Origin of the sequence: Hymenobacter piscis, from assembly GCF_018760735.1 — a bacterium.
GTDB lineage: Bacteria > Bacteroidota > Bacteroidia > Cytophagales > Hymenobacteraceae > Hymenobacter > Hymenobacter piscis.
Window position 1 is genome coordinate 1 of the sequence record NZ_JAHHZN010000024.1, and the last position, 15,069, is coordinate 15,069.

Here is a 15,069-nt window from a genome sequence, read left to right on the forward strand (position 1 = left end):
GTCTGCGCCCACACCTGCGCCTCGCCAAAACCGGTAGAAATGCTCATGCCCGCAAGCTACCCACCGGCCACAAAAAAAGCGCTGACCCACTGGTCAGCGCTTTCTGAGTTTTGGGTAAGGACAAGCTGAAACAGCCGGGTTTTTGCAATCAATCCGAAAATCGAACCCTAGTTGGCCAGGGGCAGGATAACGGCATCGATAACGTGGGTAACGCCGTTGCTGGAAATCACGTCGGGGATTTGAACGGTGGCGGGGGCATCCTTGCCGTTGCCAATCATCACGACGCCGTCTTTCACCATCACCTTGAGTTTTTCCCCATTCACGGTAGTGAGTTCCTGACCGTCTTTGAGGTCCTGGGCTACGAGGCGGCCCTGAATTACGTGGTAGGTGAGGACGCCTTTGAGTTTTTCCTGACTTTCGGGCTTGAGCAGGCCGGCCAGCGCGCCGTTGGGCAGCTTATCGAAAGCGGCGTTGGTGGGCGCGAAAACCGTGAACGGGCCGGGGCCGCTCAGCGTACCGTCGAGGCCGGCGGCCTGCACGGCTTTCACCAGCGTGCTGACGCTGGAGGCCATCACGGCATTCTGCACGATGGTCTTATCCGGAGTCATGGCCACGCCATCCACCATGACGCCCTCGGGCTTGCCCATGCGGGCGTCGTCAGCCATCATGGCCGTGGAGTCGACGGTGGGCTGGGTCATGGTATCGACGCTGGCGTCGGCTTGTTCAGTGGTGCTGTCGCCGCAGCTGCTGAGGCCGAAGCCGAGGGTGGCGGCAGCGAGCAGGGCCAGGGTGGCCGAACGGAAGGTCTGGTGCATACGAGAAAGGGTAAGGTAAAATGAAAGAGTAGAACCGTGTTGGTAGCCTTACGAACCAGCGCTCCGCCCGGATGTTTGGCCGCCCGCAAAATGGCTACCTTTGTCCGCCGGCTACACCCGCCGGTCGGCTACGCCCGTATAGGTAGCCGTTCCACCTATTTTACTTAAGGATGAAGACTGCTGAAATCCACACCAACAAAGGCGTGATGAAAGTGGAGTTCTATGAGAAGGACGCTCCCAACACCGTCAAAAACTTCACCGACCTGGCCGAAAAAGGCTATTACGACGGCCTGAAGTTCCACCGCGTGATTCCGAACTTTGTGATTCAGGGCGGCTGCCCCAACTCCCGCGACGGCGCCAAGGGCATGGCCGGCACCGGCGGCCCGGGCTACAAAATCGACTGCGAGCTCAACGGCGACAACCAGTACCACGACCGCGGGGTGCTGAGCATGGCCCACGCCGGCCGCAACACCGGGGGCTCGCAGTTCTTCATCTGCCACTCCCGCGACAACACTGCCCACCTCGACCGCAACCACACCGTGTTCGGTAAAGTAACAGAAGGTCAGGACATCATCGACCAGATCAAGGCCAACGACGAAATCCAGAAAATCGTCGTGAGCGAGCAGGCCTAGGTTCGCCGCCGCTGCTCTTTCGGCCCCTGTCCGCTTCGGCGGGCAGGGGCTTTTGCTTGCCCCGGATCAGCGGCCGTTGGTCGTGGAGGAACAACCCGGCGGTACTGCGCCCGTAAAAGCGGGCACATGCGTACCATTTTCCTTTGTATGAACTTTCTCCACAATACCAGCCGCCTCCGTTTCCTGTCCCTGAGCCTCGGTGCTACGTTGCTGCTAAGCAGCAGCTGCACCGTTTTCAAGTCGGATATGGACTCCAATAACCCCGTTATTGCGGCCCAGGCCCAGCGCGTAGCCGACCTGCGCAACCAGATCAGCGACCAGGAGCGCGTTGTGAATACCGAAAAGGCCAAGCTCAAATCCATGGAGTATCAGCTCAAGAGCGCCCAGCAGGAGCTCAAGGCCCGCAAACTGTAGGGGTGAAGCTTTTCCGGCAATTCCGGTAACCAAAACGCCCCGCGCACCAATCGGTACGCGGGGCGTTTTTTTGTAGCAAGAACTGCACAGTTCGCGTTACGGTTGCGGGCTACCGACGGCGGCCGCTTACGCAGGCAGCGTGGCGCGGTGAGCTGTTACCTGGTTCTTGGCATCGGTCAGTACCGTCACCTGGGCCGTACCTGTTCGGCGTCTACGCTGGCCAGGAAGCGGGCGGCGGCGCTGCGGGAGCTACCCCGGTCGTTGAGGTTGTCTTTGCGGTCGTTGGCCTTGCGCAGCTTGCTCTGGTTCTGCCGGCGCAAGGCGGGCGTGAGGTCGGGCGAGGCCAGAATGGCGGTATAGGCGGCTATTTCGGCATTCACGCCGGCCAACTGCCCGCTGATGTCGGCCTGGGTGCGGTCGGCGCGGCGGTCGGCAAACTCCAGGTTGCTGGTGCGCTGCTGGTAGCCATCCAGCTCGGCGTTCAGGTCGTCGAGCACTTCGTCGCACTCGGCACGGGTAGTGAGCATACTCAATTCAAGCGGCATAATGGTAAGGGTTAAAGGGTTAAAGGGTTAAAGGGTTAACAATACCCCAAGATAAACGGAGCCCGGCATAGGAGTATAAGGGTACCGCTACATTTTTTCGGGCAACGGTGGCGCAGCCCCCGCACTGCCGGCCAGCAGCGCCCGCAGCCCGGCGGCCTCCCCTTCCAGAGCCTCGGCCCGCAGGCGCAGCAGGTGGTAGCGGGCGGCCTCGTCGGCGTCGTGCAGGGTGGCGTGGGCTTGCTGCTGGCGCGCGAGCAGCCACTGTCGGGCGCGGGCGACCTCGGCGGGGGGCACCAGCCCGGCCGCCGGAGCGGGAGCCGCCAGCAGGGCGGGCAGCACGGCCTCCCAGCGCCGGGCCGCGGCCTGGGTAGCGGCCCGCTTCGTCAGCTCCCGCCGCAGCTTTTGAGCCTGGTGGCGGCAGTAGTCGAGGCGGGCTTCCAGGGGGCCGGGGGCGGGCGCGCCGGGCGGGGCTTGCTCCGGCACCGGGGCGGCCGGGCGGGCCCGCTCCCCGGCGGGCAGCAGCGCGGCCAGCGGGTTCAGGCGCAGCAGTAAGGGGCCGGTGAGGCTGCGCCGGCCGGCTTCGATATTGGCCAGCAATTCACGGCTCACACCCAAGTAAGCGGCTAATTCCTGTTGCTCCAACGCCAAATACTTGCGGACTGCGGCAACCAAGGTATTAGAAGGAATGGAGCGACGAGGCATGACAGAATTGGAACGTATTTCAATTAAAGTGCGAAATACGTTCCAACTATACCAGGAGCCCACTGGAATGAAGAATAATTGTCAGTGGGCTTTCTTCGGCGTGATATCCATGATGGAGGCGATAAAGTCGGCCAGTTCACGGTAAATAGCTGGGCGGGCCTGTTGGATAGCCCACAACAACTCTTTCATCCGGGGATTATTGGTTATCCCATCCTGCTTACAGAAGTCAATAAACTCCGGCAGAGTAGTCGCTATATCCAAATCAATGAGCGAAACGGATGCTTCTTGGGCAGCCTGAAATAGCCAGGTATCACAGGCCGGATTCAGTACGATAAGGTGTTGGTCTGGGCGGGTAGCGTGGCGTAAAATACAGTGCGGCGAAGTCCTGTCCAGACTACCCGCTACAATCTGCGTGAACTCTGCCAGATACGGGTTTTCGGCAAACTTCTTATCCCGGTCAACCATACCTACCAGCCGACGTCCCTGCCGCAGTCCTTTTTCGTCTTTGAGTACCCGGCCCACGTTACCGATACCCTGCGCGTGGCTAATTAGGTTATGATTATTGGGCGTTACCAGCAACGCGTGCATGAGGGCCGTGTCGGCCCAGCACTCGGGTACAAACAGCGCGTGCTCAGCCATTGACGGGGCGCGGAACGTAGCGGTCCATATTATAGAACACATCCAGCCCGTCGTTCCGAATGGCGCGTACTTCTTCGTCGCTGAGCTGTTTTACCTTAGTTTGGTAGTCCTCGTAGTAGGCCACGAAAATGGCGAGTTCCTGCGCCTGTTGCTCGTCGGGCAGCATCTGTTCCAGCACTTCAGTAATCAGGTACGGGCTGTGCGTAGCCACGAAAAACTGGTTGTTGCGGCTTTCCACCATGCGCCGCCCCAGCATCGATACATACACCGGATATGAGTGCGCCTCCGGTTCTTCCAGCAGAATCACAGCATCGTCGTTGCTCTCAATGGCAGCAAGGTAAAAAATGATGCGTTGTAGCGTATCAGCAATACTGGAATATGGGTAGGAGTAGATTACTCCATCTAAATCTTTGATGACCTCGAGACGGCGTTCGTCAATTCGGATAAGAAGTCTTAAACCGTATGGCTCAAACATTCGAGCAATTTTTTGCCGAAGAATTGGGTTGCTTTCAATAATCTGTATCAGATTTTCTCCCGTAGGGGGACGCAGATATGGAGTTGAGTCTTCCCCAACAATACGCTTGGGCGGGCTGAATAGATAAGGTCTTACTATTCTGGTACCAGCATAAGGAGCTGTACCATGAGAAGATACACCATCATTACGGCTTACATGCCCATTACCATGAAATTCCGATAGAATATACTGCGGGTATGGCTTTGTATTTTCTTTTACCCACTCTGGCAAATAATTTATTAAACGTGTTTCTTCGGCATCATTAGGCATTGCCCCCCATTTTTTAAATACAACACTATCTCGCATTTTTTCCCACGTATCTCTTTCTGCAAGAACATAGCGAAACCCATTTCCAGTAGCATAGTTATGCGCTAGCACACATATATCACTATTGGTTTCTACGGCAACAGGCTTGCGTGTATTGTTATCATAAAAGAGCTGCCGTACTTCATGGTATCGAAGAATTCCTCCATAGTAGCGACCTGTATCTTCTTGCTGCTGAGAGCCCGGACGAGGGAAAATTCCACTTAGTAAGCTCATAGCCTCCAGGATATTGCTCTTGCCCACATTGGGCTGGCCGATAATCAGGTTCACCCGGCGCGGTTTCATCGTCACGTCTTTGATGGACTTGAAATTCTGGATTCGGAGCGTATTGATGGCGTTTTCCATGACGGCTGGTGTTTGTCCAAAGGTATACGTTTCACTTTGTCCATCGAAGGGGCAGATAGCCGATGCGCAGCAACATCATAATAACCCGGATTTGGAACATATTTGTGAAGAAATAAAAAATATGTTCCTTTTCTCAGTTGTATAAAGAAAGCCCCACATACCAATTGGCACGCGGGGCTTTCCTTACTTATGCAATTCTCAGGCGGGCTACCGACGGCGGCCGCGCTGGGGCTTTTCGTCTTCGTCGTCCTCATCGTCATCCTCCCCGAAGCTGGGCATGGTGAACATGCTGCTGAGCAGGTCCTTGAACTGGGCCCCGGCCGTGAGGCGGTTGCGCGAAATCAGGCTGTACTCGCTCAGGCCGTGGAGCAGGAACTCCATCAGGAAGTAGGTGTGCTCGGGCGTTTCGGAGGGGTGCAGCTCCGTCACGATGTCGCGCAGGCCGGGCACCTGGTCGAGCACGGCGCGGTAGTCTTTCGTGCTGGCGTCGTGGAGCAGGTCCACGGTGTGGCCCTGGCCGAACCACTCCTGCACGGTTTTGTAGGGCGAGGGGCGGCCTTTGAGCTTCTTGGCTTTGTCGGGGTCGGGGAAGTAGTTCAGGAACAGGGTACGGATGGCTTTGCCCATGAGCTTCTCGGCCACGATGCCGGCTCCCTCCTGCTCGCCTTCGTACACCAGCTCCACCTTGCCCGTCACGGCCGGCACTGCCGAAATGAAGTCGGCAATGCGCACGTAGGTGGTGGCTTCGCCGTTTACCAGCGCGCGACGCTCAGCTCCGGCCACTACCTGCTCGTAGGCCGAGATGGTGAGGCGGGCCGATACGCCCGACTTGGCGTCCACGAACTCGGAGCCGCGGGCCTCTACGGCTACCTGCTCCACCAGGTCGTGAATCACCTCGTTGGTGGTCACCATGCCTTTCTGCACGTCCTGGATGCGGGCTTCCTGCTTGGTGATGCGCTTGCCGATTTCGATGGATTTCGGGTAGTGCGTGATGATCTGGGCGTCGATGCGGTCCTTAAGGGGCGTTACGATGGAGCCGCGGTTGGTGTAGTCCTCGGGGTTGGCCGTGAACACGAACTGCAGGTCCAGCGGCAGCCGCACCTTGAAGCCCCGGATCTGGATGTCGCCTTCCTGCAGAATATTGAACAGCGACACCTGAATGCGGGCCTGCAAATCGGGCAGCTCGTTAATCACGAAAATACCCCGGTGCGCCCGCGGAATCAGGCCGAAGTGAATCACCCGCTCATCGGAGTACGGCAGCCGCAGCGTGGCCGCCTTGATGGGGTCGGCGTCGCCGATGAGGTCAGCTACCGATACGTCGGGGGTAGCCAGCTTCTCGGTGTAGCGGTCCTGGCGGCCCATCCAGGTCACGGGCGTGTTGTCGCCGTGCTCGGCAACCAGGTTTTTGGCGAACACCGACAGCGGCTGCAGCGGGTCGTCGTTGAGCTCGGAGCCTTCCACTACCGGCACGTACTCATCGAGCAGGCCGATGAGCAGGCGGGCAATGCGGGTTTTGGCCTGGCCGCGCAAACCCAGCAGGTTGATGTGGTGGCCGGCCAGAATGGCGCGCTGCAGCTCGGGAATCACGGTTTCCTCGTAGCCGAAGATGCCGGGAAACACGTCTTCTTTGCTCTGGAGTTTTTGGATCAGGTTGTCGCGCAGCTCCTGTTTCACGGAGCGCGGCTGGTAGCCCGCCTGCTTCAGGGCACCGAGGGTGGTGATGTGCTGGAGCTGGTCGGCGGAGAGAGAATCGTACGAAGGCATGAAGGGAGAATAGAATGAGCAAATGGATTTGATTTGTCATCCTGAGCGGAGCGAAGGACCTTATTACTATCGAACAATTTGTTCGCGCGTGATAAGGTCCTTCGCTCCGCTCAGGATGACAGACGGTGGAGGCCGTTCAGCCGTTACACGTTTTTGCGGCGGTTGCGCTTGTAGTCCTCGAAAATCATGTGGCCGAGGCCCTTGAGCGACGAGTAGTACGCCTTGCCCTGGTTTACCTCGGTGAATTCCTCCACGAAGCGGCGCAGGTAGGGGTCGTCGGCAATCATAAAGGTGGTGATAGGCACTTTCAGGCGGCGGGCCGAGGCGGCCAGGTTCAGGGTTTTGTTGACCACTTTGCGGTCGAGCCCGAACGAGTTTTTGTAGTAGCCGCCGGCTTCCTTCAGGCAGGTAGGCTTGCCGTCGGTAATCATGAAGATCTGCTTGTTGGGCGTTTTGCGCTTGCGCAGCAGGTCCAGGGCCAGCTCCAGGCCAGCCACGGTGTTGGTGTGGTAGGGGCCCACCTGCAGGTAGGGCAGCTCCTTTACCTCAATCTGCCAGGCGTCGTTGCCGAACACAATCACGTCGAGGAAGTCCTTGGGGTACTTCTGCTTCACCAGCTCGGCCAGGGCCATAGCCACCTTCTTGGCGGGCGTGATGCGGTCCTCGCCGTACAGAATCATCGAGTGCGAGATGTCAATCATGAGCACGGTGCTGGTCTGGCTTTTGTGCTCGTTTTCGCGCACTTCCAGGTCGCCCTCGGTCAGCATGAAGTTGTCGCCGTCCATGCCGTGGTTGAGCTGGGCGTTGCGGATGCTCTCGGTCATGGAAATCTGGTCGAGCGAGTCGCCGAAGCGGAACTCCCGCATGTCGGTGCTCTGCTCGTCGCCCTGGCCGGTGTGGGGCGTGCGGTGGTTGCCCGGGCCCGACTTCTTGAGCTTGCCGAAGATTTCCTCCAGCGCCGACTTGCGGATTTTCTGCTCGCTTTTGGCCGTGATGGTGAACTCACCTTTCTTCTGCTCGTCCTCGTCGATGTAGCCCTTCTTCTTGAGGTCCTCGATGAAGTCGCCCATGCCGTAACCGTCGTCGGTGAGGCCGTACTGCTTATCCAGCTCATTGAGCCAGGAAAGCGCCTCGCCCACGTCGCCGCTGGTGATGGTGACCAGCTGCATAAATATGTTGAAAAGGGAGTCGAAGCCTTTCTCAGTCGACTCCTCGGGCACGAAATCCCGAAAACGAAAGCCTGCGGACATATAAATTGGGGGAGTGAGCTCTCAGAACAACGTAAGCCGGTTTTTAGTTGTCGGGGGAGTAGGTGGTAGTTGTCAGTTATTGGTTGTCAGTTATTAGTTGTCAGTTGTTAGTTGTCAGTTGTCAGTTGTCAGTTGTCAGTTGTCAGTTGTTAGTACGAAACCAAACAGCCAACAACCAAAACCAGACAACTGACAACTAACAACCGACAACTAACAACCGACAACTAACAACCGACAACTAACAACCGACAACTGACAACTAACAACTAACAACCGACACCCCATGAAAGCCATCTGGAACAACACCGTCATTGCCGAAAGCGACGAAACCGTGGTCGTTGAAAATAACCACTATTTCCCGGCCGATTCCATCAAGCGGGAGTTTTTCGAGGACAGCATTGCCCATACCACCTGCCCCTGGAAGGGCCGGGCCAGCTATTATTCCCTGCGCGTGAGCGGGGAGCTGAACAAGGATGCCGCCTGGTTTTACCCCGAGCCGAAGGATGCGGCCCGGCAAATCAAGGACCGGGTGGCCTTCTGGAAGGGGGTACAGGTACAACCCTAGCGGTATGGCAGCCAGCAGAAGGAACCGGGAGAGACGATGAGCAATTTCTTAATCCCTATATAACCAGAAAAATACAACTCAATCTTATTACATTGCGTTTAAACGCGCTAAGCCTCTCCCCGATGAGCTCTATGCCCCGGTTCTGCCGGGGCTTCTCTTGCATCTTCCCTAATTCCATTTTTGTCCAATGCGTACCTCCTCCCTTCCTCGCTTACTGCTCGCAACTGGTGTAGTAGCGGCCTCGCTGTCGGCCTGCGACTCTACGCGCCAGGTAGCTTCTGAGTCGACTTCCAACACTGTGCCCGCTGGTCCTACCATTGACGACAGTGACGTGACCTTTAACCGCGAAGTAACCCAGGGTGATTATCGGTTTGTCGTAAAAACTTTTGGCAACGAGGAGCCCCGTTTCGTGAGCATCCGCTCCTACCGGGGTTCGTCGATGACCATGGATCCGATGCGGGTTCAGGTGACGGGCGCCCTCACGAACGTGGCCTCGGGCGACCTGAACGGCAACGGCAAGCCGGAACTTTACCTGATGACTGACAACAAAAAGGTCAACGGCGGTTTGTACGCCTACGAGTTTGGGGAGCGGGGCTACACCCCGATTTCCTTCCCCGGCACGCCCGCCGGGCAGGCGGGCATGGGCTACACCGGCCAGGATATGTACTCCATCAGCGGCAATAAGCTGGTGCGCACTTTCCCCGTCACGCCTACCGACTCCACCATGAAGGCCGGCAACCGGACCGTTGAGTACACCCTCGACGCCAACGGCCGCCTGATGATGGGCCAGTCGATGGACGCGCAGTAGAGCTTAGAGCTTAGAGCTTAGAGCTTAGAGCTTAGAGCTTAGAGCTTAGAGCTTAGAGCTTAGAGCTTAGAGCTTAGAGCTTAGAGCTTAGAGTGTATGAAAGAGGCCCCGCCGGGTTACGGCGGGGCCTCTTTTTTTTGTTTGTCTGTTTTTACTTACCAGACCCTGGGCACCAACGACTAAGCCCTAACGCCTACTCAATCCACTTGAACTTGTATTCCAGCTTGGGCACGGGCATGCGGTCGGCAACCCGGCGCAGGCGGTTGGGCAGGGCCATCACGTAGTCGCGGGCTTTTTCGGCGGCGCCGGTCAGGCCCGTCAGCTGCTCGATTTTCCAGTCGCGGAGCAGCGTATCCAGAATCTCGGTGTAATCGTGGCTGGTGTATACGCCCAGGCGCTGGGCGGCATCGGTGAAGTGGCCGAAGGTCTTGCCCATTTCCACCCCCATCTCGCGCATGTAGTGGGCCGGCATCACAATCTTCTTGCGCATCATGTCCTCGAAGGCCAGCATCATTTCCGACGGATCGACCTCGAAAATCTTCTCCACAAACGTTTTGTAAACGCGGGCGTGGCGGTTTTCGTCGCCGGCAATCATGCCGCAGATTTTGGAGAGCTGATCTTCCCCAACGGCCCGGGCCAGCTGCCCCACCCGACGGTGGGAAATATTGGTAGCCATTTCCTGGTAGGAAGTGTACACGAAGGCGCGGTAGGGGTCGTGGGCCGTACCCAGGTCGAAGCCGTCGTTGATCAGGTACTGGGTGCTGACCTCGAACTCGCGCATGTTTACGCGGCCCGAGAGGTAGAGGTAGCGGTTGAGCAGGTCGCCGTGGCGGTTTTCCTCGGCCGTCCAGCCCCGGATCCACTGAGCCCAGCCGTTATCAGGGTCACGGTTCAGACCATCGAGCTCGTGAAACCAGGCTTCGTAGTTGGGCAGGGCCTCCTCCGTGATGGTGTCGCCGATGAGCACGGCCAGCAAATCGTAGCTCAGGCCCTTGGCCCGCTCACGCAGCAGCTTCACCTCGTCGAAGAAGGTATCCAGGCGGGAATCCGGCATAAAGTCGGACGGCTGCCAGCTGCTTTCCACACTTTTGAGGAAGGTGCCGATGTTATCTTTCAGGAAGCCCTCCATGTGCTGGAGGACCTCACCACGGGAGGTCAGAGAGGCGGTAATCATGGCCAAGGCGGGGGAGTGAGTACGGTAGAATATCAAAGGTATACTACCTCTAACCGGTGATGCAGGGAATAAGTCCGGCAAGCCTTACATGATTTTGGCTTTTAGGGACGATTGCGGGAATTTTGTACGCATTCGGTAGGCATGCACACTAGTTGAGGGCTCAGCAGCCCCGGTGGGCCGCTGCGGCGGCCCTTGCAGCTGTTCGAGCCACACCTTCGGCTGATCCGGCTGCCGCTTCAGGGCAAGCTGCCGGTTAAGCAGGTCCGCGCCTTCCGGCGTGAGCACCCAGGCCACATCCGTACGCTGGCCCAGCCGCCGCAGGGCCTCGGTGAAGTCGCGGGTGCCGGTGAGCCGTTCCCGCAAAACCGCCTGCGACGGATGCAGCGTCTGCCAACCCCGCACCGAGAGTCCTACTTTGGGGGCGTAAAGACGAAAGGTCAGCAGGGTTCTGTTCACGTCTGCCCTGAAAGGCGGGGCCGACTTATATGTATCCTCCAGAAAATCGGACACGATTATCCGCGCGCCTCTGGTAAGCGGGACCAACCGTTCATGCGCCGCATCGTTGGCTTTCCTCTCCTGGGCCAGCACGTGGCTGCGGTGGCGGGTTTTGTAAGCGTAGGGAAGGGCGGCGGCCAGCAGCGCCAGCAGCAGCGCCGCCGGGGTATGGCGGGGCAGCGGCCGGAGCTGCCAGAGATACACCAGGTTGCTCAGAACCCAGAAATCCAGCAGCGGCAGAACCAGCCGGGGCGGCAGTTTCAGCAGCGTACCCAGCCCCAGCAGCACTCCCGCGTAGCCGGCCTGCACCAGCCAGTAGCCCCGGTGGCCGCCCCCGGCCCGCAGCACCAGAACGCCGGTAGCGGCTAGCAGCAGCAGCAACGGAAAATAGTCGCGGGGGAGCTGACGGGCCAGGCCCCCGAGCTTGGCCGGGGCCGTGTGCTGGATGAAGTAGCCGGGGCGGAAGGGCGCCACCCGGGCCAGGGTGGTTTCGTTAACTAAGGTAGAGTCGCCCAGTTGCCAGGCCCGGGCGGCGGCCAGGGCGAGGCTATCGGCGGGGCTCAGGGGCTTGATGGGCGGGGCGGCCAGCTGGAAGTCGTTGAGGTTGGATTTGAGTACGTCGAGGCGGCGGAAGGTGGCGGCCTGGGGGCTCCAGGTGAGTTGGAGCCAGAGCGCCCCCAGCACGGCCCAGGTCGTTATACCAGCCCCGATGGGCAAAGCCCGGCGGCCGGCCAGCCACCACGCGCCCGGCAGGGCCACGGCCGCACCCAGCACCGCCGCGCTGGGCCGGATAAGCCAGCTCAGCCCGAAAGCCAGCAGCCCCGTCACCAGTGCCCAGCGGGCCGGGGCGCGCTGGGCCGCGAGCAGCACCCCCGCCCCGGCCAGCAACAGCGGCACCCGCACGTAGTTGAACCAGAACCCGTGCTCAAGCCAGCCCACCAGCCAGAACAGCCCCAGCAGCGCCAGCGCCGCCGCCCCGCCCGTCCGGGCCCGCACCAGCCGCCAGAGCACCGCCGCCACCAGCACCGTGGCCACGTACAGCAGCGTGTAAAGCGTGAGGCCGTACCAGGGCCACGTCGGCGCGGCCGCGTAGAGCCGGCTCCACAGCGCGGCGTAGCCGTGGAAGTACAGGTGCAGGTCGCGCACCGGCGCGGCGGCCGTCTGCCCTCGTAGCAGGGCCACGATGGTCAGGTCGTCGTTGGTTTCGAAGTAGCAGCCCAGCAACCCGCCGGCCCCCAGCAGCAGCACCAAAGGCAGAAGAAGCAGAAGAACCCGGTGCCGCATGAGGTGAACTGGTGAGATGGTGAGATAGTGAACTGGTGAGTTGATGTGCTGGCGGCCCTCGTGGCTCGGCTCTGGTTGCCCGCGCAAATTGCACCGCCTGAATGTAAACTCACCATTTCACCACCTCCCCATTTCAACCCTTACCTTGCGCCGGTGAACCGTTTGCTGACCCGCCTGCCCACCTGGACGCTGCTGCTGGTAGTGCTGCTGACCGTGGCCTACTTCCTGCTGACCCACGAGGGCCTCTACGCCCTCGACGACTACTATTACGCCCGCTACGCCCACCAGCTGCTGAGCGGCACCTTCCGCCTCGCCCCCGACCCCCAGCATCTGCTCCACGACCCACTCCACGAGCGGCCGATGATTTTCGGGCCGGTGGCGGTGTTTTTTGCTTTGTTCGGGGTGAATATTATCAGCGCCACGCTCTGGCCCCTGCTGGCCACGCTGGGCTGCGCCGGGCTCATCTGGGCGCTGTACCGGCGGCGCGAGCCGGTGGTAGCGGCCGGGGCCATGCTGCTGCTGGGGCTGCACTACTTCACCCTCAACCTGAGCAACTACCTCTACCCCGATAACATCCTCATGTTCTGGTGCCTGGCCGGGGCTGCCGCCCTGCTGCGGGGGCGGGAACCGGGCCGGCGGGCCGGCCGCTGGGGCGCGGGGTTCGCCCTGCTGAGCTTCGCGGCCCTGCTCAGCAAGGAAACCATTGCCTACTACCTTCCTTTCTATCTGGGCGTGCTGGGCCTGGATGCGCTACGGCGGCGGCACGGCCGGTTCTGGGCCACGGCGCTGGGCACGGGGGCAGTACTGCTGGCGGGCTACCTGGGCTTCTATCAGTACTTTACCGATGACGCGCTCTACCGCATCCATCTTATCGAGCAGACGAACGAGTTTCTCAAGGATGGCAACTTTCTGGCCGGCAACCGGGCGGCCCTGCTGGCCCGCGTGACCTGGCAGCCGCTGGCCTTTTTCGTAGCCTCCGGGCTGGGGCTGATGCTCACGCTGGCCGCCCTGGCCGCGCCCCGCCCCGCCCCGGCCGAAGCCCCCGCCCCGGCTGCGCCCGACCGCCCGTTCTGGCTGGTGCTGAGCGGCCTCACGCTGGTCTTCTACTGGGTAGGCAGCACGTCCCTGAGCCAGTACAACCCCATCACCCTGCTCCCGCGCATGACCACGCCCCTGCTGCCCCCGCTGGCGCTGGCGGCCGGCTTCGGGTTGCGCCGCCTGGTGGCCCGGGGCGGCGGGGCCGCCCTGCTGGCGGGGCTGCTGCTGCTGCTGCTGGCGGCCTGGCTGCGCAGCGCGGTGGCCGTGGTGTATGTGGTGCCGGGACTGTGGCTGCTGGTCCTGGGCCTGAGCCGTTGGCTGCCGGCCTGGCCCCGGCATCTGCGCCCGGGTGAGCCGCTGCTGGTTGCGGCCACAGTCCTGATAATGGCCCTGGCCCTGGCCGTGCGGCCGGTGTATTTTATGCGCAAGCCGTCGGTTTCGGCCCATTTCGCCCAGAGCCGGGTGATGCAGCAGCACCTGGCAGCCCCCACCCGGGGCACGGTGCTGGTTGATGATTTCCTGATCGACAACTACGATTTCACCCACGGATTCCGGGTGCCACCGGGCCTGCAGTACCGCCGCTACTTCGCCCGCGACTCCATCCGCATCGCCCCCGATTATCCCGCCTGGCTGCTGCTCAACCGCGCTACCCTCGCCAACCCCGAGCTCACCCGCACGCTCATCCGCTATTCCCCCGATTCCGTCCTGAGCTGGTATCCCCGCCGCCGCCTGGTGGCCCAGGACGGGCCGGTGGAATTGTACGAGGTTTTTGGAAGTAATGAGGCCAAGAGGTGATGCACTACAAGAACGGTCGGCCCATTACCTCCTCACCCACCGGCCAGCTTGCCCAGTACCCAGTCGGGGGGGCGGACGGCGTGGAGCTCCCAGAGCAGCTGGTACAAGTCACGGGCTTCGGGGAGGCTGCGGTAGCGCACGGCCTGGCGCAGCTCCCACCGCACGCGCCGCGCCAGGGCGGCCCGTTCCGCCGGGGTCCGGCACAGGGCCAGGGCTTTGCGGCAGACTTGAATGGTGGAGCCCAGGTGAGGATCGTGGCGCCGGTAACCCTGGGCTGATTTGGAGCGGGGATGCAGACGTTTGCGGGTTGTTACCGCGTCGAGGAAGCGAAACTCCCAGTCGCGGCTGGCCCGCACCCAGAAGTCGAAGTCCTCGTAGCTCAGGGCTTCATCGTAGCCGCCCAGGGCCTGCAGGGTGGCCCGGCGCATCATCATGGTAGGGGCGCTGATGAAGTAGCGGGCCAGCACGTCGGCAAACACGTCGCCTGAGGCGGGCGCCGGGTGCAGCTGCCCGCGGGCGTCGCGGCGGTAGTAATGGCGCACAAACTGTCCGGCCTCGTCCAGCAGCTCCGAATCCGAGTACACCATGCCGCACCGGGGCCCGGCCTGCTCAAAAAAGGCCACCTGCTGGGCCACGCGCCCGGGCAGCAGCACATCGTCGGTGGCGAAGTCAATGACGTATTCTCCTTTCGTGCGGGCCAGCGCCAGGTTGAAGGCCCGGCAGTTGTTGTGGTTTTCGGGCAGCAGCAGCAGTTGCCAGGTGGGGTGGCGGGCGGCGTAGCCACGCAGCAGCTCGGCGCTGCCGTCGGTGCTGGCATCGTCCACCAGAATCACTTCCAGATGCGGGTACGTCTGGGCCAGTACGGAATCCAGGGCGGCTTCCAGAAACCGGGCGTGGTTGTAGCACAGGGCCACGATGGTAACGAGGGGCGGCATCAGCGGAGCATGCATGATCGATCAGTTTTCA

General features: G+C 60.8%; 15 protein-coding genes. 5 read left to right on the forward strand and 10 right to left on the reverse strand.

Annotation, left to right across the window (positions count from 1 at the left end; all coding sequences use genetic code 11):
• Positions 1-167: 167 nt before the first annotated feature.
• Positions 168-815, reverse strand: a complete 648-nt coding sequence (locus tag KLP40_RS18280) for a fasciclin domain-containing protein (protein ID WP_215595276.1) — start codon at positions 813-815, stop codon at positions 168-170.
• Between the two features lie 170 nt (positions 816-985).
• Here KLP40_RS18280 and KLP40_RS18285 point away from each other — a divergent pair, with 170 nt between their 5' ends.
• Positions 986-1,447: a peptidylprolyl isomerase gene (locus KLP40_RS18285; RefSeq protein WP_215595277.1), complete on the forward strand. Its 462-nt coding sequence runs from the start codon at positions 986-988 to the stop codon at positions 1,445-1,447.
• 147 nt (positions 1,448-1,594) lie between these two features.
• Positions 1,595-1,861, forward strand: a complete 267-nt coding sequence (locus KLP40_RS18290; protein WP_215595278.1) for a hypothetical protein — start codon at positions 1,595-1,597, stop codon at positions 1,859-1,861.
• Between the two features lie 185 nt (positions 1,862-2,046).
• Here the strand turns inward: KLP40_RS18290 and KLP40_RS18295 are convergent, their stop codons facing one another.
• From KLP40_RS18295 to KLP40_RS18320, 6 genes are all read right to left on the reverse strand, one after another.
• A complete protein-coding gene (locus KLP40_RS18295) occupies positions 2,047-2,406 on the reverse strand; it encodes a hypothetical protein (protein WP_215595279.1) in 360 nt (119 codons plus the stop codon).
• 87 nt (positions 2,407-2,493) lie between these two features.
• A complete protein-coding gene (locus KLP40_RS18300; RefSeq protein WP_246559007.1) occupies positions 2,494-3,108 on the reverse strand; it encodes a helix-turn-helix domain-containing protein in 615 nt (204 codons plus the stop codon).
• Positions 3,109-3,189: 81 nt separating this feature from the next.
• The gene (locus KLP40_RS18305) at positions 3,190-3,747 is read right to left on the reverse strand and encodes a hypothetical protein (RefSeq protein ID WP_215595281.1); all 558 of its coding nucleotides are present in this window, start codon (positions 3,745-3,747) and stop codon (positions 3,190-3,192) included.
• A complete protein-coding gene (locus KLP40_RS18310; protein WP_215595282.1) occupies positions 3,740-4,930 on the reverse strand; it encodes an AAA family ATPase in 1,191 nt (396 codons plus the stop codon). Before KLP40_RS18310 ends, KLP40_RS18305 begins: the two co-directional genes overlap by 8 nt.
• 207 nt (positions 4,931-5,137) lie before the next feature.
• A complete protein-coding gene (locus tag KLP40_RS18315) occupies positions 5,138-6,694 on the reverse strand; it encodes a sigma 54-interacting transcriptional regulator (protein ID WP_215595283.1) in 1,557 nt (518 codons plus the stop codon).
• A gap of 143 nt (positions 6,695-6,837) precedes the next feature.
• Complete coding sequence (locus KLP40_RS18320) at positions 6,838-7,944, reverse strand: vWA domain-containing protein (protein WP_215595284.1); 1,107 nt, start codon at positions 7,942-7,944, stop codon at positions 6,838-6,840.
• 283 nt (positions 7,945-8,227) lie between these two features.
• On the opposite strand from KLP40_RS18320, the gene KLP40_RS18325 reads away from it, so the two are divergent.
• Both KLP40_RS18325 and KLP40_RS18330 read left to right on the forward strand, forming a co-directional pair.
• The gene (locus KLP40_RS18325) at positions 8,228-8,509 is read left to right on the forward strand and encodes a DUF427 domain-containing protein (protein WP_215595285.1); all 282 of its coding nucleotides are present in this window, start codon (positions 8,228-8,230) and stop codon (positions 8,507-8,509) included.
• A gap of 187 nt (positions 8,510-8,696) precedes the next feature.
• On the forward strand, positions 8,697-9,317 hold the full coding sequence (locus KLP40_RS18330; protein ID WP_215595286.1) for a hypothetical protein: 621 nt from the start codon (positions 8,697-8,699) through the stop codon (positions 9,315-9,317).
• 193 nt (positions 9,318-9,510) lie between these two features.
• On the opposite strand, the gene KLP40_RS18335 is transcribed toward KLP40_RS18330, so the two are convergent.
• Together KLP40_RS18335 and KLP40_RS18340 are read right to left on the reverse strand one after the other, a co-directional pair.
• Entirely contained in the window at positions 9,511-10,491 is a 981-nt protein-coding gene (locus KLP40_RS18335; protein ID WP_215595287.1) for an acyl-ACP desaturase, read from the reverse strand.
• Between the two features lie 84 nt (positions 10,492-10,575).
• Complete coding sequence (locus KLP40_RS18340; protein ID WP_215595288.1) at positions 10,576-12,237, reverse strand: hypothetical protein; 1,662 nt, start codon at positions 12,235-12,237, stop codon at positions 10,576-10,578.
• A gap of 186 nt (positions 12,238-12,423) precedes the next feature.
• Between KLP40_RS18340 and KLP40_RS18345 the strand changes: the two genes are divergently transcribed.
• A complete protein-coding gene (locus KLP40_RS18345; RefSeq protein WP_215595289.1) occupies positions 12,424-14,103 on the forward strand; it encodes an ArnT family glycosyltransferase in 1,680 nt (559 codons plus the stop codon).
• A 32-nt stretch (positions 14,104-14,135) separates the two neighbouring features.
• Here KLP40_RS18345 and KLP40_RS18350 read toward each other — a convergent pair whose 3' ends face one another.
• Positions 14,136-15,053, reverse strand: coding sequence for a glycosyltransferase (locus KLP40_RS18350; protein WP_215595290.1), 918 nt, complete (start codon positions 15,051-15,053; stop codon positions 14,136-14,138).
• Positions 15,054-15,069: the final 16 nt, after the last annotated feature.

Coding starts and splice junctions, on each gene's coding strand:
- KLP40_RS18280 (WP_215595276.1), bottom strand. CDS start 815: ATGCACCAGACCTTCCGTTCGGCCACCCTGGCCCTGCTCGCTGCCGCC.
- KLP40_RS18285 (WP_215595277.1), top strand. CDS start 986: ATGAAGACTGCTGAAATCCACACCAACAAAGGCGTGATGAAAGTGGAG.
- KLP40_RS18350 (WP_215595290.1), bottom strand. CDS start 15,053: ATGCATGCTCCGCTGATGCCGCCCCTCGTTACCATCGTGGCCCTGTGC.
- KLP40_RS18300 (WP_246559007.1), bottom strand. CDS start 3,108: ATGCCTCGTCGCTCCATTCCTTCTAATACCTTGGTTGCCGCAGTCCGC.
- KLP40_RS18315 (WP_215595283.1), bottom strand. CDS start 6,694: ATGCCTTCGTACGATTCTCTCTCCGCCGACCAGCTCCAGCACATCACC.
- KLP40_RS18305 (WP_215595281.1), bottom strand. CDS start 3,747: ATGGCTGAGCACGCGCTGTTTGTACCCGAGTGCTGGGCCGACACGGCC.
- KLP40_RS18320 (WP_215595284.1), bottom strand. CDS start 7,944: ATGTCCGCAGGCTTTCGTTTTCGGGATTTCGTGCCCGAGGAGTCGACT.
- KLP40_RS18295 (WP_215595279.1), bottom strand. CDS start 2,406: ATGCCGCTTGAATTGAGTATGCTCACTACCCGTGCCGAGTGCGACGAA.
- KLP40_RS18325 (WP_215595285.1), top strand. CDS start 8,228: ATGAAAGCCATCTGGAACAACACCGTCATTGCCGAAAGCGACGAAACC.
- KLP40_RS18335 (WP_215595287.1), bottom strand. CDS start 10,491: ATGATTACCGCCTCTCTGACCTCCCGTGGTGAGGTCCTCCAGCACATG.
- KLP40_RS18290 (WP_215595278.1), top strand. CDS start 1,595: ATGAACTTTCTCCACAATACCAGCCGCCTCCGTTTCCTGTCCCTGAGC.
- KLP40_RS18330 (WP_215595286.1), top strand. CDS start 8,697: ATGCGTACCTCCTCCCTTCCTCGCTTACTGCTCGCAACTGGTGTAGTA.
- KLP40_RS18310 (WP_215595282.1), bottom strand. CDS start 4,930: ATGGAAAACGCCATCAATACGCTCCGAATCCAGAATTTCAAGTCCATC.